The sequence below is a fragment of the Rhodococcus sp. IEGM 1330 genome, from assembly GCF_033142445.1.
Taxonomy (GTDB): domain Bacteria; phylum Actinomycetota; class Actinomycetes; order Mycobacteriales; family Mycobacteriaceae; genus Rhodococcoides.
The window spans coordinates 617462-637078 of the sequence record NZ_JAWLSB010000002.1; the positions used below are offsets into that span (position 1 = coordinate 617462).

A 19617-nucleotide genomic window follows, 5' to 3' on the forward strand; every position below is an offset into this window, starting at 1 on the left:
GACGTCGACGGGAGGTGGACTTCGAATACAGGCCCCTACCGGACTACCGTTGCGCGCATGGCCGCACAGCGCGCGAACAACAACCGCGCATCCGCACCGGAATACGACGACCTCGAGGGATTCGGCGTTGCAGTTGTCCGAGAGGAAGGCAAGTGGACCGTCACGCCGCTGTCCGACGACGCACTGACCAGCCTATCGGCGGCAGAGACCGAACTGCGTGAACTGCGCAGCTCGGGAGCTGTGTTCGGACTGCTCGACGTGGACGAGGAATTCTTCGTCATCCTGCGTCCCGCACCCAAGGGCACCCGACTCCTGCTGTCCGACGCGGTCGCCGCCGTGGACTACGAAATCGCCGCGGACGTTCTCGATGCGTTGAATATCGAGATCCCCGACGTCGACCCCGACGAACTCGACGACATCGAGCCCTACGAAGAGGGCGACCTCGCCCTGCTCGCCGACCTCGGACTACCCGAAGCCGTCCTCGGCATCATCGTCGCCGAGACCGACGACTACCCCGACGAGCAACTGCAATCCATCGCCGAACGCTTGGGATTCGAAGACGAGTTCGCCGCGGCAGTGGACAAGCTGCGGCGGTAATCGATGCCGGTGTCCGACGCGGACATGATCCGCGCAGCGCTGTCGGCTGCGGCCGAGGCATCGGATGCCGACGTGCCCGTCGGAGCCGTCGTGTTCGACGCCTCGGGACGTGAGATCGCCCGGGCCTGCAATGCGCGGGAGGCGTCGGGCGACCCCACCGGACACGCGGAAGTGATCGCATTGCGTCGAGCAGCGGCCGTGCACGGTGACGGCTGGCGACTCGAAGGCTGCACCCTGGCCGTCACGTTGGAACCCTGCACGATGTGCGCCGGGGCGCTGGTACTCGCCCGCGTCGGAGCAGTGGTGTTCGGAGCATGGGAACCCAAGACCGGAGCCGTCGGCTCGCTGTGGGACGTCGTGCGAGACCGTCGACTCACCCATCGGCCACAGGTTCGCGGCGGTGTGTTGGAAGCCGAATGCGCCGAAGTGTTGACCCGGTTCTTCGCTCGCCAGAGATAACGATCTCGTCACACGGTGGCCCCGATGTCCACTTTTGTGGAGGGTGGAGGGCAGAGCGCAACGCTGCGCTCCGAACTTGCGAAGGAGACACTCATGGGACTCGGCGACAAGATCTCGAACAAGACCGAAGACCTCGGCGGCAAGGCGAAAGAAGCCGCAGGTTCGGCCACCGGAGACAGGGACCTCGAAGCAGAGGGCAAGGGCGACCAGACCTCGGCAGCATTCAAAGACGGTGCCGAGAAGGTCAAGGACGCAGCCTCGAACATCAAGGACAAGCTCACCGGCAACTAGCCTGAGCTGGCGATTTAGCCTCAGGCCGTCATTCCGGTACAGTCTTCTGCGGTGGCGTGTCCGAGCGGCCTAAGGAGCACGCCTCGAAAGCGTGTGAGGGTTCACCCCCTCCGAGGGTTCAAATCCCTCCGCCACCGCCAAGAACTCCCCACCCGATCCGTCGGGTGGGGAGTTCTTTTTGTGCGCGACATCTTCCGCCCGCTTTCGCCCCTGACCCCTGCCTCGTCACTGATTGCCAAGTACGGTCGGTCAAACGATCGACCGGGAGTCCGCGTACCAGAAGATGACTGCGCCGATGGCGCCTGCGCCGGTCACTCCGCGCTCAGCAAACCAAGCTCTCGTATCTGCTTCTCGACGCAGTGACCGAAGAGATTGCCCCCATCATCGGGCAGTACGAACGCGATCTGGCCGTGAATTTCCATGGCGACCAACCCGTGCAGTTGCATCCACGCTGCAAGACCCGCCGCGATGGCCCCCGGCGAGCTGCTCGGGCTCCGTCTCTCGCGTAGGACGTCGAGTTGGGCGCAGAGCGTCGGATCGATCGGGTCGGGCTCGTCGGATGCAGCCCGCGCGAGCACGTCGATCATGATCTCCAGCCATCGCTGGGCCGGGGCGTAGGTCTGCGGCGGGGCCAAGTATCCGGTCAGCGGTGGGCCGTAGACCAGCCCGTAGTCGGCAGGATGCGCTCGCGCCCAGTCTCGTAACGACCCGGCCAACGCACGCCATCGGCCGCTCAGGTCGTCGCGGGGCAGCTCGGCATCCGCCGCCTCGGCCGCCGAGCCCAACCGGTCGTAGGCGTCGGAGATGAGGTCGGTGAGCAGAGCGTCCCGCGAAGGGACGTACCGGTAGATCGCACTGCTGACCAGCCCCATCTCCTTGGCAATCTCCCGTAGCGACAGCGCGCCCGCGCCGCCTTCGAGGATCTGTCGGCTGGCGATCTGTTTGATGTCTTCGACGGCAATCTGGCGTGCCCGCTGGCGCGGCTTGAGCGGCATTGGAACATCCTGTCATATTCGAGAGCGGTTGCTCTTGTCTAGACCCGCTGAGTCCTCTACGATTCTGCTCAGAGAGCATATGCTCTCACTAAAGAGAGGAAGCTCCAATGACTGATCGACGCTCCACCGCCGCCCTACTGATTGCGTTCACCGCCCTGAATTTCGTCGCGGTGATGGTTCTGGGCGCAGCCTTCGGCTGGCCCGCCGTGCTCGATGAGCCGGCCGCTGTCGTGCTCCCGGCGTTCGCTGCCGCGCAGGGCCCGGTGGTTGCCGGGTTCCTGCTTCAAACGATGCTGTCCGTGGCGTTGGTTCCGATCGCGATCGGGCTTCACCAACAGTTTGTGAGCCGGGCATCGGGCGAGGGGCCGCGGCTGTGGCCGTTAACCGTTGCCGTGTTCGGCATCTTGGCCGGACTCACTCAGACGCTGGGCTGGATTCGCTGGCCTCTGACGGTTCCCGGCCTCGCCGCCACTTGGCTCGACCCGGCCACGTCGCCCGAGGTTCGCACGGCCACCGAGGTGTCCTACGACCTGCTCAACAGTTACGCCGGCGGCGCGCTCGGCGAGTACCTCGGCTGGTCGTTTCAGGCGCTGTGGGCGGTCGGCATCGCTGTGCTACTCGTCCGGACGCGGGTCGTCAGCGCGGTGACGGCGGTGGCAGGTCTGGTGTTGACCGCCGCGTGGGGCCTGTCATTCCTCGTCGGGCCGTTCTACCCGGCCTTGGCCGACGGCGTTGCCGGCACGGCGGGATTCACCGCGTACGCGGCGTGGTTCTGCTGGCTCGGAGTCGTCGGAGTGGCCCTGCTTCGCCAGGCACCCGCCCTAGTCGATGCGCGATGACCGTCGTCGTGTTGGGGGCGGCCGGGGGAATCGGGTCGCATGTGGTCGACGCTTTGCTGGCGCAAGGCCGATCGGTGCGCGCCGTCACTCGGACTGCGGTAAAGCTACCGGACGGTGTCGAGCCCTTCATCGCGGATCTGCGCGACCCGGCCAGGCTTCGGGCCGCGGTCGACGGGTCCGACGTCGTGGTGCACGCCGCCGCGCCCAGCTATCACCGCTGGGTGCAGGAGTTCCCGTCACTGACCTCTGCGGTGGCCGACGCTGCGGAGGGGAAACGGTTGGTGTTCGTCGACAACCTGTACGGCTATGGGCCGGTGTCGAAGCCACTGACCGAGGACCTGCCGGCTGCCGCGACCGACGCGAAGGGTCGTGTCCGGACGGCGATGGCGAACGATCTGGAAATCAGGCATGCCGATGGACGCCTCGACGTCGTGATCGGTAGAGCCAGTGACTACTTCGGCCCGCGCGGCACAACCAGTGCGGCCGGCGAGCAGATGGTGCCGGCCGCGATCGCCGGAGCGCTCGTCCGCGTGGCCGGTGCGACGGATATACCCCACAGTTGGAGCTACTTGCCGGACGTCGGCCGCGCACTGGCGATGCTCGCAGACGGTCCGGTGGGCCGCGCTTACCATCTTCCGGTCGGCCCGCCCCACACTCTGCGGGAGTTGGCCGACGCGTTCGCTCGGGCAGCTGGGAACGACCGCGCGAGGATGTCCGCCCTACCGCCGTGGTTGCATCGGTTGCTCGCCTTGGGTCATCCAATGCTGCGCGAATTACTCAGCACGCGTTATCAATTCGACGCCCCTTTCGTCGTCGACGACGGTCGCTTCCGCCGTGAGGTCGGATCGTTCACGCTGACCCCCTTGCGCGAGGCGGCGGCCGCGACGGTCGAGTGGTTTCACAGGCAGGCGTCATGAGGGTGCACCGCAATGCGGCGGCAGGGGAAACCCTGACGGTGCACGACACCGGGCCGTTGCTCCGAGCTGAACTGACGATCGAGGCGGTGCATCACGCCCCGCCCGCGCACGTGCACCCGCACTCCGCCGAGCGGTTCACCGTCATCGACGGCGTCATTCGGCTTCGCGTCGGCAGGCGCAAACGCATACTCACGGCCGGTGACTCGGCACTGGTACCGGCAGGCGTCGTCCACGGGTACGAGGGTGTGCCCGGCCGAACCGCGCGTGTGAACGTCGAACTGGATCCTTCGGGGCGTATGGCGGAGTTCTTCGCCGAGATCTACGGCATCGACTCGACAAGCCGCAATGTCACCACCGGTGCCCCACGGCTGAGGTCTGCAGCAGCGGTGCTGCGGCGATACCCCGACGACATCACCGCCGCGGGAGTACCTGGATTCCTGCTGCGACTTCTCGCGGCGCGACGCCAGACCTACGATCCGCCCAGCTTCCTGTAGAAACTCCCACGATAGGAGCGGTCACGAACCGCGGGCTGTACTGACCGGCCACCGACATCCCCTTCGGCAGCAGGCCCGGCACCACGCGCATCTTGTTCTTGCCCAACGCGGTTCGAATTCCTCCGCCACCGCCAGAACTCCCCACCCGATCCGTCGGGTGGGGAGTTTTTGTGAGCTGGGGGCGCGGGGGCGTGGGTGTGCGGCCGGGTTGGGTTCAGCCGCAAACGCGCGCGCGTTTGCGGGAGCACCGGGCGGGGACCCCCAGCGACTCAGAACCTCAGCACTGTCCCGTACCCGCGGCGTCGAGTCCCCGCAGAATTTCGTTCTGATCGCCGGGTGGCACGTCGTTCCAGCTGGGCGCGGTGGTCATTTCGTTGCGCAGACCCTCGACCGACTTGGCGCGATCGGAGATTCCGGTCTGCTCCAGCGCATCGATGGACGGCAGAAACTGCGTGCAGGTCTGCTGGTAGAGCGCTTCACCGGTGACGCCTGAGGTCGCGTCGCTCGGAGCTGCAGGATCAGCGGCGGGCGGTGCCTCCGGGGCATCCGGTGCTTCGGCAGCTGCAGAGTCGGCCGGAGCGGGCGCATCGGTCGTCGGGGCGGCGGAGACAGTCGTGGAAGCCGCAGACGTCGTCGTTGCGGCAGCTGTAGTGGTCGACGCTTCCTCGGTCGACGGGTCGTTGCTACATCCGGCCACCGAGACGGCCACGATCAGCCCGAGCAATCCGGTCGCGATTTTTCCGTTCATCGCAACTGTGTACCACCTGCGACTCAGAGCAGAGTCTGCGCACGTCCGGTGATGGTGCTCAGCGCCGTCGACCAGGCGAGGTTCTTCGGGTCGAGGAACGCTCCGTGTCCCGCGCCGGGCAGCACGACGAGCTCGGGGTCGGTGCTGCCTGCCTTCGTGGCGGCGTCGACGTAGACGCGGCTCTGATTCACCGAGACCGTCTGGTCAGCGTCGCCGTGCAGGGCGGTCAGTGGAACGTCGAGGGGGAGGTATTCGATGGGGGAGGCGATCTTGTAGCGTCCGGGCACTTCGTTGGGCATGCCGCCGAGGAAGGCAGGCACGAACTTGTCGCCGCCGATGTCGGCCGCTCGTTTCATGTCGAAGACGCCGGCCATGATGGTGGCGCTGCGGGGCTTGATTTTCGGTTCCGCTCCGGGCGCATCGACCGGCATCAGGTGTCGAGCGGCGACCCATGCGGCGAGTTGGCCACCGGCCGAATGTCCGGCGACATGGACGCGATCGAGGTCGAGTCGCCCGTCCGCTGCACCCTGTACGACGGTTGCCAGTGCCTCGGTGGCGTCGTCGACGTCGGACAGGGTGTTGGCCCAGTTGTTCGGGCCACGCCGGTACTCGACGTTCCACACGGCGATGCCCTCGTCGGCGATGGCCGTCGACATCTGCTGGAAGTACGACAGGTCGAGATCCTCTTGCCACCCGCCGCCGTGAATCATCACCACCACCGGGAGCGAGCCGGCGTTGTTGTCGGGGAGGTACAGGTCGCCGATGTTGTCCGGTTCGTATCCGTACTTCAGTCGGATGGGATCCCCGGCCGGGCCCGATACCGGTTGCAGCGCAGCAGAATACGTCTCGGCGGTACTCGGCGAGGAGTCGGTGTCGGCCGAACTGCAGCCGACCAACGCGACCGTCAGCAGACCGGAGAGGAAGTGACGACGATTCACGCGCCCCGATCCGTCCACGCGAGCAGTTCGGCGAGCGGCCAGGTGTTGATCACGCGCTCGGCGGGGACGCCACGCGCTTCGGCGCGGATGCAGCCGTAGCCCTGCCAGTCGAGCTGTCCGGGCGCGTGCGCGTCGGTGTCGATGGAGAACAGGCAGTCGCGTTCGAGGGCGATGTCGATCAGTCGCTCGGGGGGATCCTGCCGCTCGGGTCTGGCGTTGATCTCCACTGCGGTGCCGAACTGGCGGCAGCCCTCGAACACCACGGGGGCGTCGAACGTCGATTCGGGCCGGGTGCCGCGGCCACCCTCGACGAGCCGTCCGGTGCAGTGACCGAGGACGTCGACATGCGGGTTGGCGATGGCGGTGACCATCCGCTTGGTCATCGTCACAGAATCGGCTCGCAGGTTGGAATGCACGCTCGCCACCACCACGTCCAGCTCGGCGAGCAGGCCCTCGTCCTGGTCGAGCGATCCGTCGTCGAGAATGTCGACTTCGATTCCGGTGAGGATACGGAACGGTGCGAGCCGCTCGTTGAGCTCGGCGATGACGTCGAGCTGTGCACGCAGGCGCTCGGCGGTGAGGCCGTTGGCGACCTTGAGTCGTGGGGAATGATCGGTGAGAGCGCAGTACTCGTGGCCGAGCCTCGCGGCGGTGCGCATCATCTCCTCGATGGGGCTGCCGCCGTCGGACCAGTTGGAATGGGTGTGCAGATCGCCCTTCAATGCGCCGCGAAGTTCGTTGTCGCCGATGGGTTCTGCCGCGCCTCGTTGCTCGAGGAGATAGTCCGGGACGTCCTGGGTCAGAGCCTGGCGAATGATCAGCGAGGTCTTTGCTCCGATGCCGGTCAGCGAGGACCAGCTGTCTGCCTTCTCGTGCTCGGATCGTTGTGCGGGCGTGAGGGATTCGACAACATCGGCGGCCCGACGGTAGGCCTTGACTCGATGGGTGTCCGAGCGAGAGCGTTCGAGCCAGAAGCCGATCTCTCGAAGTGCGTCCACCGGATCCATGCGGTCCATTGTGCCTGGCGGTACCGACACGTGTTCACGGGGTAAACGGACAAAACTCTCAGGGAGTTGCCAGGTCGCTCACTCCCCATGGGCTTGAAGCTGCAACTACCATCGACAGTCATGACCAAGAAATGGTGGATCGTTGGAGTAGTTGTCGTCGCCGTGGTGGCGCTCGGGCTGTACTTCGGCCCCAAGATCTATGCATCGCTCCAAGAAGACGACGCACCGGCAGCATCGGTGTCCACCTCGGGCGCGCAGGCCGCCAGCACCGAGACCATCGACGGACAGTGGATCGTCACTGCAGGCGACGCTGCCAACGCGACCGCAGCGGGCTACACCGTCGACGAAGTGCTCAACGGGTCCGATGTCACTGTCGTCGGGTCGACGACCGAGGTCGCAGGCAACGTCGTCATCGCCGACGACACCCTCACCGAGGGGCAGGTGGTCGTCATGACCAACTCGATCAGCACCGACAGCGATCGTCGTGACAATCAGTTCCGCGGCAACATCTTCGACACAGCCACTTACCCGACGGCGACGTTCAACATCGACTCGCCGATCGATCTGTCCTCGCTGCCCAAGGACGGCACCACTGAAACCGTCACCGCCGAGGGCACATTGACGCTCAAGGATCAGACGCGTCCGGTCTCGGTGGAGATGGAGGTGCTGCAGTCCGGTGACAACCTCATCGCGTCGGGCGCAATTCCGACCACGTGGGCCGATTACGGAATCGAACCGCCGTCGCTCGGCTTCGTCACCGTGGAGGGCTCGGGAAGCGTCGACTTCCTGATCAATCTGAGTCAGCAGTAGCGCGTTCTCTCGCGGCCCCAGGCGTCCATCCCGGCGGTCCGACGAGATATCCGACGCGTTCCTTCCAAGACCGCGATGCCGCAACATCCCGCGCGATGTTGCGGTATTCGTGTGTCTGGAGGGTCCAGATGTTGAACGTGTCGACGGGCTTGGTGAGGCCGTAGTTCGGGCGCTCGACCTCCTCGGCGTAGCTGCCGAACAGGCGATCCCAGATGATGAGGATGCCGCCGTAGTTCTTGTCGAGATACTGCGGATCGCGCCCGTGATGGACGCGATGATGTGAGGGCGTGTTGAAGACGAACTCGAACGAACGCGGCAGCCGGTCGATGCGCTCGGTGTGTACCCAGAATTGATAGACGAGGTTGATCGAGAAGCCGACGAACACCATCCACGGCGGCATGCCCAGCAGGGGGAGCGGTAGCCACATGATGACCTCGCCGCTGTTGTTCCACTTCTGTCGCAGCGCCGCAGCGAAGTTGAAGTACTCGCTCGAATGATGGGCCTGATGCGTCGCCCAGATCAGTCGGGTTCGATGCGCGATGCGGTGATAGCCGTAGAACAGCAGGTCGACGCCCAGGATTAGGATCACCCACGTGTACCAGGCGTCGGCCGGGAGATGCCACGGCGCGACGTAGACGTAGATCGCCGTGTAACCGACGAGGGCGAGCGCCTTCCATGCCGTGGTGGTCGCGATGGACACCAGTCCCATACTCAGGCTGGAGCGCGCATCCCTGGCGGAGTAACTGCCACGCGTACCGTCTTCGAGCTTCGCGGCCGCGATCCACTCGATGGCCAACAGCAGGGCGAACGCGGGAATGGCCAACGCCACGGGATCGCGCAGCGGTTCGGGCAGTGCATTCCACGCCGAACCGATCCAGTCGCTCATCGAACCCTCCTCGCGTGACACCTGAATTGAGAGTGTAACGCTGCCTGCCTCGCTTTCCCACGGCTCGTACCGTGGAGAGGGCGTACCTATTGGCCACGAGAGCGGAGTCGGACTTGTTGCAGAAAATCGCGTCCACGGTCGGACAAGTGGCCGAGTCGGTGTTGGGTGTTGTCGGTATTCGGGTCGGTACCGAGGAACCGCCGCACACGAGTCGTCGGCTGACCGATGCGGTGGAGATCCGTCGTTACCAACCACGCATCGCGGCGCAGACCACCGTCGACGCCGATGAGGAAGAGGCACGCCAGGAGGGTTTCCGTCGCCTGGCCGGGTACATTTTCGGCGGAAACGGCGGCAAGCAGAAGGTCGCGATGACCGCTCCCGTCAGTCAGTCGGCTGCGGGCTCGCAGAAGATTGCGATGACTGCGCCCGTGTCGAGCACACCCGGCAGCGACGGCTGGGTTGTCCGGTTCTTCATGCCGTCCAAGTGGACGATGGACACGCTGCCCAAGCCCGACGACGACCGCGTGACGTTGACGGAGGTTCCGGCGGAGACGGTGGCCGTGCTGCGTTTCAGCGGTGGCCGCGGACGGGACGACGTCGAACCGCAGATGGCGGCGCTGACCGAAGCGCTGCGCGCCCACGACATCGAGATGCTGGGTGAGCCGATGACCTGGTTCTACGATCCTCCATGGACCCTGGCACCTTTCCGTCGCAACGAGGTGGTCGTGGCGATACCGGAAGGTTCCTGACACGTCGGGGTATTCCGGCAACTGCTCGCTAATTCCCTACTGCAGTGGTAGGAATTGAACGTGCACATCACGGCCAAGGCGGACTATGCAGTTCGGACGCTTGTCGAACTCGCGGCGGTCGGTGGGCAGCGGCCCGCGAAGGCCGAGGCGCTGGCCATGGCGCAGGGCATTCCGCACAAGTTTCTCGAATCGGTGCTCTCGGATCTGCGTCGTGCAGATCTGGTGTGCAGTAGAAGGGGACCCGACGGCGGCTACTGGCTGGCGCGGGAGGCGTCGGACATTTCTGTTGCCGATGTGATGAGGGCCGTGGAGGGCCCGTTGGCGTCGGTGCGCGGTCAGCGGCCCGAGGATGCCGAGTATTCCGGTCCGGCCGAGCCGCTCACTCGGGTGTGGCTGGCGGTACGCGCCAATCTGCGTGCGGTGCTCGAGGCGGTGTCGCTGGCGGACATCGTCGAGAACGATCTCCCGGACTTCGTCGGAGAGTTGATCAGCGAGCCGACCGCGTGGGCGCGTCGATGACCTGAGTCACATCCACTGCCAGCTGTGTCGGGATCGACAAGTTTGCACTCCACTGCAAACTTGCAGGATCGTGCAAGTTCCGTAGGTTGGTAAGCGTGACTTCTCCGACGGGCCTTCGTGATCTGAAGAAGGCCGCCACCCGCGACGCCCTCGGCATGGCCGCCGTGCGTCTGGGCAAGGAGCATGGCTTCGACGCGGTCACTGCCGACGCCATCGCGCACGAAGCGGGAGTCTCCACCCGCACGTTCCACAACTACTTCTCCAACAAGGAAGAAGCAGTTCTTCATCACATCGAAGTTTCTGCCCTCGAATGGTTCGAGCTCCTGCGCGCCAGGCCGTCGACCGAGCCGATCTGGGACTCGTTGCGGCACATCGCAATCAACCTCGTCGCGGACCCCGGCCGGGATCTGGACGACACCTTCGCGGCAGCGCGGCTGATCGAAGCCAACCCAGCCCTGATGGCCCGCAAGCTCGAGATGCACCAATCGCTGACCCGCAAACTCGGCGAAGCCATCGCCGAGCGAACCGGCACCGATATCGACACCGACCTCTACCCCAACCTGCTCCAGATGGCCGTCGGTGGTGCCGTCACGGCAGCACTGAACATCTGGGTCACCGACTCCGCCGGCGCATCGACACCGAGGGCCCTCATCGAGGACGCCTTCGATCAACTGCGCGCGGGCCTACCCGAACCACACGCACACCCCGACTCGTCCGAACCCAACCGAGGAGCTTGACAGTGGCCACCTATCTCTACCGAATCGGAAGATTCGCGTACCGACGCAAGGGCGTCGTTCTCGGCCTGTGGCTGGCGATTCTGGTTCTCGCCGGAGTGGGCGCAGCGACGCTGTCCGGCCCGACGGTCAACTCGTTCTCCATCCCGGGCACGCCCGCGCAGGCCGCATTGGACCTGCAGGAGGAGCGCTTCGGCAACGCCGAGGATCCGCTCACCGCAGTCAGTGCCGAGTACGTGTTCCAGGCACCCGACGGGCAGACCCTCGACACCCCGCAGTACACCGCGGCCATCGATGCGGCCATCGCCGAGATCGAGAAGGTCGACGCCGCGAAGCCCGCGGAAGGTGCTCCGGCACTGGCGAATCCGGTAGCGGCCAACCAATCCGTCATCGACCGCTACACCGAGGCGGCAACGGAGGCAGGCACCCCGGTCGACGAGGTCGCCGCCGACGCCGCCGCTACCTCACCGCTGAGCCCCGACGGCAATGTCGGCACCGTCACCGTGCCGATCAACGTCGAGCTCGCCGATGTCACCGACGAGATCCGCACCCAACTCGACGAGGCAGCGCAGCCCGCTCGTGATGCCGGCTTGAACGTTCTGCTCGGCGGAAGCGTCGCCCAGGATTCCGCAGCGCCTGGTGGTACCTCCGAGCTCGTCGGCCTGGCCGTCGCCGCCATCGTCATGCTCATCATGTTCGGTTCCGCCGCGGCCGCAAGCCTGCCGTTGATCACCGCCGTCGTCGGTATCGGTGTCTCCAGCCTGCTGATCACCACGGCCTCCGGCTTCGCCGATCTGTCGACGTTCACTCCGGTGCTCGCGATCATGATCGGTTTGGCCGTCGCGATCGACTACTCGCTGTTCATTCTGGCGAGATATCGACACGAACTGACCCTCACCGACGATCGAGAAGTAGCCGTCGGACGGGCTGTCGGCACGGCAGGATCGGCCGTTGTGTTCGCCGGTGCGACCGTGCTCATCGCCCTCCTCGCGCTCCGTGTGGTCGGCATTCCGTTCCTGTCCCAGATGGGTACCGCCGCAGGGTTTGCGGTGCTCGTGGCCGTGCTCATCGCGCTCACGCTGCTGCCGGCGATGCTCGGCCTCTACAAGGGCAAGGCGTTCGCAGGCAAGATCAAGTTCGTCAACACCACCGATCCGGAGGACCCGAACTCCAAGCCCACCAACGGTTTGCGTTGGGCCCGGCTGCTGGTCAAGAAGCCTGCGCTCGGACTCATCGGCGGAATCGTGCTGCTCGGCGTCATCGCGGGACCGGCCACCGGGCTCTCGCTCGCCCTGCCGTCGATCGCGACGTCCGATCCGTCCACGCCTGCCCGGCAGGCCTACGACATCACCGAAGATGCGTTCGGACCGGGACGCAACGGCCCGCTGCTCGTCATTGCCGACGCATCCGGCGTCGCCGAGGCCGATCGGACCGCGTCGTTCGGCAAGGTCGTCGATACGATCACCGCGCAATCGGACGTCACCAACGCCCAGATCGTCGCGGTCAACCCTGCGGGCGATACCGCGCAGATCCTGGTCACGCCGTCGAGCACACCGAACAGTGACCAGACGAAGGCATTGGTGACCAACCTCCGCGACGCCGAGGGCGCACTCGCGCAGAGCGAGGGTGTCACCTACGGGGTCACCGGTGAGACGGCCATCGGAATCGACATCTCCGATCGACTGCAGAGCGCGTTGATTCCGTACCTGGCCGTCGTCGTCGGACTCGCGTTCGTGCTGCTGATGCTGGTGTTCCGCTCGATCCTGGTGCCGCTGACCGCAACGCTCGGCTTCCTGCTCAGCGTCCTCGCGACCTTCGGGGCCACGGTGTTCATCTTCCAAGAGGGCGGGCTCGGTCTGATCTCCAACCCGCAGCCGATCGTCAGCTTCATGCCGGTCTTCCTCATCGGCGTCGTGTTCGGTCTCGCCATGGACTACCAGGTGTTCCTCGTCTCGCGGATGCGTGAGGAGTTCGTCCACGGCGCTGCCGCCAAGGATGCCGTCGTCAACGGCTTCAAGTACGGCGCTCGCGTGGTCACCTCGGCAGCGATCATCATGATCTCGGTGTTCGCGGCGTTCATCGCCGAGCCGGACTCGTTCATCAAGTCCATCGGCTTCGCGCTCGCCGCTGCTGTTTTCTTCGACGCGTTCGTCGTGCGCATGGTGCTGATTCCGTCGGTGATGGCACTGATGGGCGACAAGGCCTGGTGGCTGCCGAAGTGGCTGGACAAGATCCTGCCGGACGTCGACATCGAAGGTGCCAAGCTGAAGACGGCACCGGAGAAGACTGCGTAGTTATCGGCCTCAGCCGGGTCGGCCGAAGATTGCCCGCAACACTCGAAAAACGGAGAGACTGTTATCCATGTGTACGAGTAATCTTCGGCCATCATGCTGATCCCCCTGCTGCGCACGTATCTGGCTCCGTACAAGATGCCGATCGTCGCGCTGATTCTGCTGCAACTGGTCGCCACGCTGGCGGCACTGTTCCTGCCCAGTCTCAACGCCGACATCATCGACAAGGGCGTCACCACCGGCGACACGGGCTACATCCTCTCGGCCGGCGGAGTGATGTTGCTGGTGTCTGCGGTGCAGATCATCAGCTCGGTGGCTGCGGTGTTCATCGGTGCGCGTGCGGCCATGGGTGTCGGACGCGACCTGCGTGGTGCCATCCTGCATCGCGTCGGCACGTTCTCCGCCCGTGAGGTCGGCCAGTTCGGTGCGCCGTCGCTGATCACCCGCAACACCAACGACGTTCAGCAGGTGCAGCTGGTGATCGTCATGGGGTTCACCATCGTGGTGATGGCCCCCATCATGTGCGTCGGCGGCATCGTGATGTCGCTGCGCGAGGATCTCGGGTTGTCCTGGATCCTGATGATCGCGGTGCCGGGGCTCGCGATCTCCATGGGCCTGATCATCATCAAGATGGTGCCGGCGTTCCGCTCGATGCAGAAGCGGATCGACGCCGTCAATCGTGTTCTGCGTGAGCAGATCACCGGAATTCGCGTGGTGCGAGCCTTCGTTCGCGAGGATTTCGAGATCGACCGTTTCGGGGCGGCCAACGCCGCGCTCACCGATACCGCCCTGCGCGTCGGACGGCTCATGGCCCTGATGTTCCCGACGGTCATGCTCATCAGCAACGTCACCAGCGTTGCCGTCATCTGGTTCGGTGGACACGCGATCGACGACGGTACGATGCAGATCGGCTCGCTCACAGCACTTCTGAGCTACATCATGCTCATCCTCATGTCGGTGATGATGGCCTCGTTCATCGCGATGATGGTTCCCCGCGCGTCGGTGTGCGCCGATCGCATCAGCGAGGTACTCGCCACCGAATCCTCGGTCGTCTTGCCCCTCGAGCCCAAGACGTTCGCGTCGTCGCCGGGAACCGTCGAGCTCGTGAACGCCGAATTCTCTTTCCCCGGAGCCGAATATCCGGTGCTGTGCGGGGTGAACCTCACCGCCGAGGCAGGCAAGGTCACCGCCATCATCGGCGGCACCGGCTCGGGAAAGTCCACTCTCGTCAACCTGATTCCACGACTCATCGACGTCACCGGCGGTGAGGTACGCGTCGGCGGAGTCGATATCCGCGAACTCGATCTGGACCTGCTGCGCTCCGAGATAGGGCTGATCCCGCAGAAGCCGTATCTGTTCTCGGGCACCATCGCGAGCAACCTGCGCTACGGCAAATCCGATGCCACCGACGAAGAACTGTGGGAGGCACTCGAGATCGCCCAGGGAGCCGACTTCGTTCGCGCCATGCCCGAGGGATTGGCCACGCCCGTCGCGCAAGGCGGTACGACGGTCTCCGGCGGTCAGCGGCAGCGCCTCGCCATCGCTCGCGCGCTGGTGCGCAAACCCAGCATCTATCTGTTCGACGACTCGTTCTCCGCGCTGGACCTCACCACCGACGCCAATCTGCGTGCGGCTCTGAAGGCAGTGACGCGAGATGCATGCATGATCGTTGTCGCTCAGCGCGTCTCGACCATCATCGACGCCGATCAGATACTCGTACTCGAGGACGGAAAGCCGGTAGGTGTGGGTACCCACGACCAATTGATGGCAGATTGCCCCACCTACGCCGAGATCGTCGACTCGCAGCATGCCGTGGGTGCACTGTGACCGCGCAGGTGGAGAAGGCGGAAGAGGAGGACACCGCCCACGTCGCCAAAACTGTGAAGCCGGGAACCAAGGCCCGCAACTTCAAGGGTTCGTTCAAACGACTGATCGGCCTGCTCGCTCCCGAGCGAGTGCTCCTGTCGATCATGCTGGCGTTCGGTATCGCCAGCACCGTGCTGACCGTCGCGGCACCCAGCGTCCTCGGACATGCGACGGACCTCATCTTCAACGGCGTCGTCGGCCGCGAACTCGATCCGAGTCAGACCAGAGACCAGGCCATCGACCAGCTCCGGGCGGAGGGGAACGACTCCGTCGCAGATCTGGTGTCCGGGACGGACCTGACTCCCGGATCCGGAATCGACTTCGGTGCAGTCGGAACCGTGCTGATGTGGGTCCTGGTTCTGTATGTGCTCTCTGCGGTGCTGGCCTGGGCGCAGGGATACATCCTCAACATCGCGCTGCAGCGGCGAATCCTGTTGCTGCGCGGCAGCGTCGAAGCGAAGGTACATCGACTGCCGCTGAAGTACTTCGACAGCAATGCTCGCGGCGAGACGCTGAGCCGCGTCACCAACGACATCGACAACGTCTCGACGAGCCTGCAGCAGACACTGAGTCAGTTGATCACCGGCATTCTCACGGTGCTGGGCATCCTCGGCGTCATGATCTGGATCTCGCCCTTGCTCGCTCTCGTTGCGGTGCTGACCATTCCGGCGTCGTTCGCGGTCACCGCCGTCATCGCCAAGCGTTCTCAGCCGCACTTCGTCGCGCAGTGGAAGCACACCGGCAAGCTGAACGCGCAGATCGAAGAGACGTACACGGGCCACGAGATCGTCAAGGCCTTCGGCCGTCAGGCAGAGGTGGAACGCGAATTCGGCGACCGCAACGAGAAGCTGTTCCAATCGAGCTTCCGGGCGCAGTTCATCTCCGGCATGATCATGCCCGTCATCATGTTCCTCGGGAACATCAACTACGTGGTCATCGCCGTGGTCGGCGGGCTGCGGGTCGCGTCGGGCACACTCACGCTCGGTGAGGTGCAGGCGTTCATCCAGTACTCGCGTCAATTCACGCAACCACTCACCCAGGTGGGTGCGATGGTGAACCTGGTCCAATCGGGTGTGGCGTCGGCCGAGCGCATCTTCGAGGTTCTCGACGCCGAGGAAGAAGATCCCGATCCGGTCGATGCGGTGCGACCCACCGAGCGTCGCGGACGCGTCGAATTCGAGAACGTCTCGTTCGGCTACTCCGCCGACCGCCCACTGATCGAGAACCTGTCGCTGGTTGCGGATCCCGGACACCTGGTTGCGATCGTCGGTCCGACCGGCGCGGGTAAGACCACGCTGGTCAACCTCATCATGCGGTTCTACGAGATCGACGGCGGCCGCATCACTCTCGACGGCGTCGACACCCGGAAGATGACTCGTGAGGAACTGCGGGCTCGCACCGGAATGGTGCTGCAGGACACCTGGCTGTTCGGCGGAACCATCCGCGACAACATCGCCTACGGCGACCCGAGTGCCAGCGAGGAAGAAATTCTCGAGGCCGCGCGAGTCAGTTACGTCGACCGCTTCGTGCACTCGTTGCCCGACGGCTACGACACGATCATCGACGAGGAGGGCAACAACGTCAGCGCCGGTGAGAAGCAGCTGATCACCATTGCTCGCGCGTTCTTGGCCAAGCCGCTGATCCTCATCCTCGACGAGGCCACCAGCTCCGTCGACACCCGCACCGAGTTACTGGTGCAGAAGGCCACCGCGAAGCTGCGCACCGATCGCACCAGCTTCGTTATCGCGCACAGGCTTTCGACCATTCGCGACGCGGACACGATCGTGGTGATGGAGAACGGCAGCATCGTCGAGCAGGGCAATCACGAGGAACTGCTCGCGGCTGGGGGTGCCTACTTCCGACTGCATGCGGCCGGTGCCGCAGGGGTGTGACCTGGAGAACGTGGCCTGAGGTCGCTGTCCATCGAGCTCGTTACCATCTGTCGTAGATGGACTTTCGGTCATCGGTTCGGTTGTTGTCGACATCGAGCGACGGTGGTTCGTTCGCTATTCGATCCACGATTCTGGCCACCCGATAGTCCTCGGTGAGTTCTCGCCGGATCTCCGCTGCCGCCGCTTCCGCGTCGGCCAGTGCTTCGCTGTGGGTGCGGGCGATCGCTGCGGCGGCGGTGTCCGGACCCGCCTGCGAGAACGATTGTGAAACAACCATCGTGGTGATTCGACCATCGATGGAGACTTCGATCGACACGTCACCGTCACTCGATGTGGCCCTACCTCGTAGCGTCAACAGGGATCGATGAACGCGAGCGGCTTTGACTGTGAGTTCTTCGACGTCTGCGTCGGATCGACTGGTCATCGTTGCTCGATCTCGAAGTAAGGCGATATACCGACCACGCTCAGATATTCGGGCGTGCCGAGCCTGGCAGATACTCGAAACCCATCCGGTGTCGTTGCCGGCGCTGCCGGATCCAACGATTCCACCGAATCGGCGATGGCTGTCAGCGCCGCACCCAACGCCCGCACTGCGTCGAGATCGACCTGAAACATCGGTATTCCCCCCGGTAAGTCCCGTCGCGCCCTCCCCGGCACGGCGTCAGACTAGCAGCGCGTCTGGTGCCGCGGAATCCACTCCTGCGGCGAAGCCGCATACTGGCGCGGTGAGTTTCTCCAGTTTCGGCTTCGATATCGGTACTCGGCTCGACGGTGAGCTCGGGCGTACCGGCACCATCCACACCCCGCACGGCGATATCGCCACCCCCGCGTTCATCGCGGTGGGAACCAAGGCGACCGTCAAGGCGGTGTTGCCCGAGGCGATGAAGGAACTCGGCGCGCAGGCAGTGCTGGCCAACGCCTACCACCTGTATCTGCAGCCGGGCTCGGACATCGTCGACGAGGCGGGTGGGCTGGGCAAGTTCATGAACTGGGACGGGCCGACGTTCACCGACAGCGGCGGATTCCAGGTGATGTCGCTCGGCGTCGGCTTCAAGAAGGTCATCTCGATGGACGCGAGCCGGGTGCAGTCCGACGACGTCATCGCCGAGGGCAAGGAACGGCTTGCGCACGTCGACGACGACGGGGTGACGTTCAAGTCCCACCTCGACGGCTCCAAGCATCGCTTCACTCCCGAGGTGTCGATGCAGATTCAGCATCGTCTCGGAGCCGACATCATGTTCGCCTTCGACGAACTGACCACTTTGATGAATACCCGCGTTTACCAAGAGAAGTCGGTCGATCGCACGCAGGCGTGGGCGAAGCGATGTGTCCTCGAGCACGAACGACTCACGGTCGAGCGCGCCGACAAGCCGTATCAGGCGCTGTTCGGAGTGGTGCAGGGCGCGCAATACGAGGATCTACGACGCAAGGCCGCACACGATCTCGAGACCATCACCGGCGAAACCGGTCGAGGCTTCGACGGCTACGGCATCGGCGGCGCGCTCGAGAAGCAGAACCTCGGCACCATCACCCGCTGGGTCAACGAGGAACTGCCCGAACACAAGCCGCGTCACATGCTCGGCATCAGCGAGCCGGACGATTTCTTCACCGCCATCGAGAACGGTGCCGACACGTTCGACTGCGTCAATCCCTCACGCGTGGCACGCAATGCGGCGATCTACGTGCCGACGGGACGCTTCAACATCAACACCGCCAAGCATCGACGCGACTTCACCCCGATCGACGAGAACTGCGACTGCTACACCTGCGCGCACTACACCCGGGCCTACATCCATCACCTGTTCAAGGCCAAGGAGATGCTCGCATCGACGCTGTGCACCATCCACAACGAACGCTTCACGGTCAAGCTCGTCGACGACATCCGCGCCTCCGTCGATCAGGGACGCTTCGCGGAATTCAAGACGGAGTTCCTGGGTCGTTTCTATGCTGCGAAGACTGCGTGAGCTGATGCTCGAGCTCCGAAATGCGCTGTAGCAGTTCCTGTTCCCGCTCGGCTGCTTTGCGCTGATACACCTCCGACAGCTCTGCGAGGTAGGCCGCGTCGTAGCGGGGAACGATACTGCGGGTGCAGTTCCAGTCGAAGGCCTCGACGTCGATGACGATGCTGCGTTCGCACGTGGCGGCGACGGTCATGTCGCCGATCTTCCTCAGTCGGTCCAGTAGCTCGGGGTCGTCGGCCTTCTCGACGGTGCGTGCCCTTCCGTAGAGCTTGAGGCGTTGCCGCAGAGGGTAATTCACGAGGAAGATCGCGACGCGATCGTCGTGATCGAGGTTGGCTGCCGTGACGTACTGATGGTTTCCGGCGAAGTCGGCGAAGCCCAACGTGTGATCGTCGAGGACCTGCAGGAAGCCTTTCGGCCCGCTTCGATACTGGATGTAGGGCCACCCGGTCTCGGCGACTGTCGCGATCTGGAACTGATCCAGCGCGCGAATCATGGCCTTCTCGCGAGTGTCGAGAGGCGTCGGGCCGTCGTCGGGACGCTCGGTCTGCGAGCCGTACGCGGTGTAGCTGCCGTCGACCTTCTGCCGCGCAATCGCAGCAGGGCCGAACATCAAGTGGTGAT

Annotated in this window: 22 protein-coding genes, 1 tRNA gene and 1 pseudogene; 15 read left to right on the forward strand and 9 right to left on the reverse strand. The window is 64.6% G+C overall.

The annotated features are described in order from the left end of the window. Positions 1-57 precede the first annotated feature (57 nt). From R4P57_RS07815 to R4P57_RS07830, 4 genes are all read left to right on the forward strand, one after another. Positions 58-597 carry a tRNA adenosine deaminase-associated protein gene (locus R4P57_RS07815; RefSeq protein ID WP_317802261.1) on the forward strand — a complete coding sequence of 180 codons (540 nt, stop codon included), beginning with the start codon at positions 58-60 and terminating at the stop codon, positions 595-597. A 3-nt stretch (positions 598-600) separates the two neighbouring features. Then, complete coding sequence (locus tag R4P57_RS07820) at positions 601-1056, forward strand: nucleoside deaminase (protein ID WP_317798113.1); 456 nt, start codon at positions 601-603, stop codon at positions 1054-1056. 93 nt (positions 1057-1149) lie between these two features. After that, entirely contained in the window at positions 1150-1347 is a 198-nt protein-coding gene (locus R4P57_RS07825) for a CsbD family protein (protein ID WP_094635769.1), read from the forward strand. A gap of 50 nt (positions 1348-1397) precedes the next feature. Next, positions 1398-1487: transfer RNA gene (locus R4P57_RS07830), tRNA-Ser, on the forward strand. A 171-nt stretch (positions 1488-1658) separates the two neighbouring features. Here the strand turns inward: R4P57_RS07830 and R4P57_RS07835 are convergent. After that, on the reverse strand, positions 1659-2342 hold the full coding sequence (locus R4P57_RS07835) for a TetR/AcrR family transcriptional regulator (protein WP_317802262.1): 684 nt from the start codon (positions 2340-2342) through the stop codon (positions 1659-1661). Between the two features lie 107 nt (positions 2343-2449). Between R4P57_RS07835 and R4P57_RS07840 the strand changes: the two genes are divergently transcribed. Genes R4P57_RS07840 through R4P57_RS07850 form a run of 3 tightly spaced genes read left to right on the forward strand, consistent with a single transcriptional unit; the run spans position 2450 to position 4592 of the window. Further along, positions 2450-3181, forward strand: coding sequence for a DUF4386 family protein (locus R4P57_RS07840; RefSeq protein ID WP_317802263.1), 732 nt, complete (start codon positions 2450-2452; stop codon positions 3179-3181). Further along, a complete protein-coding gene (locus R4P57_RS07845; RefSeq protein WP_317802264.1) occupies positions 3178-4098 on the forward strand; it encodes an NAD-dependent epimerase/dehydratase family protein in 921 nt (306 codons plus the stop codon). The genes R4P57_RS07840 and R4P57_RS07845 overlap by 4 nt, the downstream gene beginning before the upstream one ends. Beyond that, complete coding sequence (locus tag R4P57_RS07850) at positions 4095-4592, forward strand: cupin domain-containing protein (RefSeq protein ID WP_317802265.1); 498 nt, start codon at positions 4095-4097, stop codon at positions 4590-4592. The genes R4P57_RS07845 and R4P57_RS07850 overlap by 4 nt, the downstream gene beginning before the upstream one ends. Here the strand turns inward: R4P57_RS07850 and R4P57_RS07855 are convergent. From R4P57_RS07855 to R4P57_RS07870, 4 genes and pseudogenes are all read right to left on the reverse strand, one after another. Next, positions 4568-4701, reverse strand: a pseudogene (locus R4P57_RS07855) (short-chain dehydrogenase); the annotation flags it as partial. The gene R4P57_RS07850 and the pseudogene R4P57_RS07855 sit on opposite strands and share 25 nt — an antisense overlap. A 168-nt stretch (positions 4702-4869) precedes the next feature. Beyond that, positions 4870-5340: a hypothetical protein gene (locus tag R4P57_RS07860; protein ID WP_317802266.1), complete on the reverse strand. Its 471-nt coding sequence runs from the start codon at positions 5338-5340 to the stop codon at positions 4870-4872. Positions 5341-5363: 23 nt separating this feature from the next. Continuing rightward, positions 5364-6278 (reverse strand): alpha/beta hydrolase, encoded by a 915-nt coding sequence (locus R4P57_RS07865; protein ID WP_317802267.1) that lies wholly within the window; start codon positions 6276-6278, stop codon positions 5364-5366. Then, entirely contained in the window at positions 6275-7285 is a 1011-nt protein-coding gene (locus tag R4P57_RS07870; protein WP_317802268.1) for a PHP domain-containing protein, read from the reverse strand. The genes R4P57_RS07865 and R4P57_RS07870 overlap by 4 nt, the downstream gene beginning before the upstream one ends. 120 nt (positions 7286-7405) lie before the next feature. Between R4P57_RS07870 and R4P57_RS07875 the strand changes: the two genes are divergently transcribed. Continuing rightward, on the forward strand, positions 7406-8095 hold the full coding sequence (locus R4P57_RS07875; RefSeq protein ID WP_317802269.1) for a YceI family protein: 690 nt from the start codon (positions 7406-7408) through the stop codon (positions 8093-8095). Here R4P57_RS07875 and R4P57_RS07880 read toward each other — a convergent pair. Continuing rightward, positions 8076-8981 (reverse strand): sterol desaturase family protein, encoded by a 906-nt coding sequence (locus R4P57_RS07880; protein WP_317802270.1) that lies wholly within the window; start codon positions 8979-8981, stop codon positions 8076-8078. The genes R4P57_RS07875 and R4P57_RS07880 overlap by 20 nt on opposite strands. Before the next feature lie 113 nt (positions 8982-9094). Between R4P57_RS07880 and R4P57_RS07885 the strand changes: the two genes are divergently transcribed. The 6 genes from R4P57_RS07885 to R4P57_RS07910 all read left to right on the forward strand — a co-directional run bounded on the left by R4P57_RS07885 (position 9095) and on the right by R4P57_RS07910 (position 17032). Beyond that, positions 9095-9730, forward strand: coding sequence for a heme-binding protein (locus R4P57_RS07885; protein ID WP_317802271.1), 636 nt, complete (start codon positions 9095-9097; stop codon positions 9728-9730). A gap of 60 nt (positions 9731-9790) precedes the next feature. Beyond that, positions 9791-10249, forward strand: coding sequence for an Rrf2 family transcriptional regulator (locus tag R4P57_RS07890; RefSeq protein WP_317802272.1), 459 nt, complete (start codon positions 9791-9793; stop codon positions 10247-10249). Positions 10250-10335: 86 nt separating this feature from the next. After that, positions 10336-10986, forward strand: a complete 651-nt coding sequence (locus tag R4P57_RS07895) for a TetR family transcriptional regulator (protein WP_317802273.1) — start codon at positions 10336-10338, stop codon at positions 10984-10986. Positions 10987-10988: 2 nt separating this feature from the next. Next, positions 10989-13277, forward strand: a complete 2289-nt coding sequence (locus R4P57_RS07900) for an MMPL family transporter (protein WP_317802274.1) — start codon at positions 10989-10991, stop codon at positions 13275-13277. A 93-nt stretch (positions 13278-13370) separates the two neighbouring features. After that, complete coding sequence (locus tag R4P57_RS07905) at positions 13371-15101, forward strand: ABC transporter ATP-binding protein (RefSeq protein WP_317802275.1); 1731 nt, start codon at positions 13371-13373, stop codon at positions 15099-15101. An 8-nt stretch (positions 15102-15109) separates the two neighbouring features. Next, complete coding sequence (locus R4P57_RS07910) at positions 15110-17032, forward strand: ABC transporter ATP-binding protein (protein ID WP_317802335.1); 1923 nt, start codon at positions 15110-15112, stop codon at positions 17030-17032. Between the two features lie 40 nt (positions 17033-17072). Here R4P57_RS07910 and R4P57_RS07915 read toward each other — a convergent pair whose 3' ends face one another. Together R4P57_RS07915 and R4P57_RS07920 are read right to left on the reverse strand one after the other, a co-directional pair. Continuing rightward, on the reverse strand, positions 17073-17456 hold the full coding sequence (locus R4P57_RS07915; RefSeq protein ID WP_317802276.1) for a YbaB/EbfC family nucleoid-associated protein: 384 nt from the start codon (positions 17454-17456) through the stop codon (positions 17073-17075). Then, the gene (locus R4P57_RS07920) at positions 17453-17647 is read right to left on the reverse strand and encodes a hypothetical protein (protein ID WP_317802277.1); all 195 of its coding nucleotides are present in this window, start codon (positions 17645-17647) and stop codon (positions 17453-17455) included. The genes R4P57_RS07915 and R4P57_RS07920 overlap by 4 nt, the downstream gene beginning before the upstream one ends. A 110-nt stretch (positions 17648-17757) precedes the next feature. Here R4P57_RS07920 and tgt point away from each other — a divergent pair, with 110 nt between their 5' ends. After that, a complete protein-coding gene (tgt, locus tag R4P57_RS07925; protein ID WP_317802278.1) occupies positions 17758-18996 on the forward strand; it encodes a tRNA guanosine(34) transglycosylase Tgt in 1239 nt (412 codons plus the stop codon). On the opposite strand, the gene R4P57_RS07930 is transcribed toward tgt, so the two are convergent. Then, entirely contained in the window at positions 18950-19606 is a 657-nt protein-coding gene (locus tag R4P57_RS07930; RefSeq protein WP_411742327.1) for a pyridoxamine 5'-phosphate oxidase family protein, read from the reverse strand. The genes tgt and R4P57_RS07930 overlap by 47 nt on opposite strands. Positions 19607-19617 lie beyond the last annotated feature (11 nt).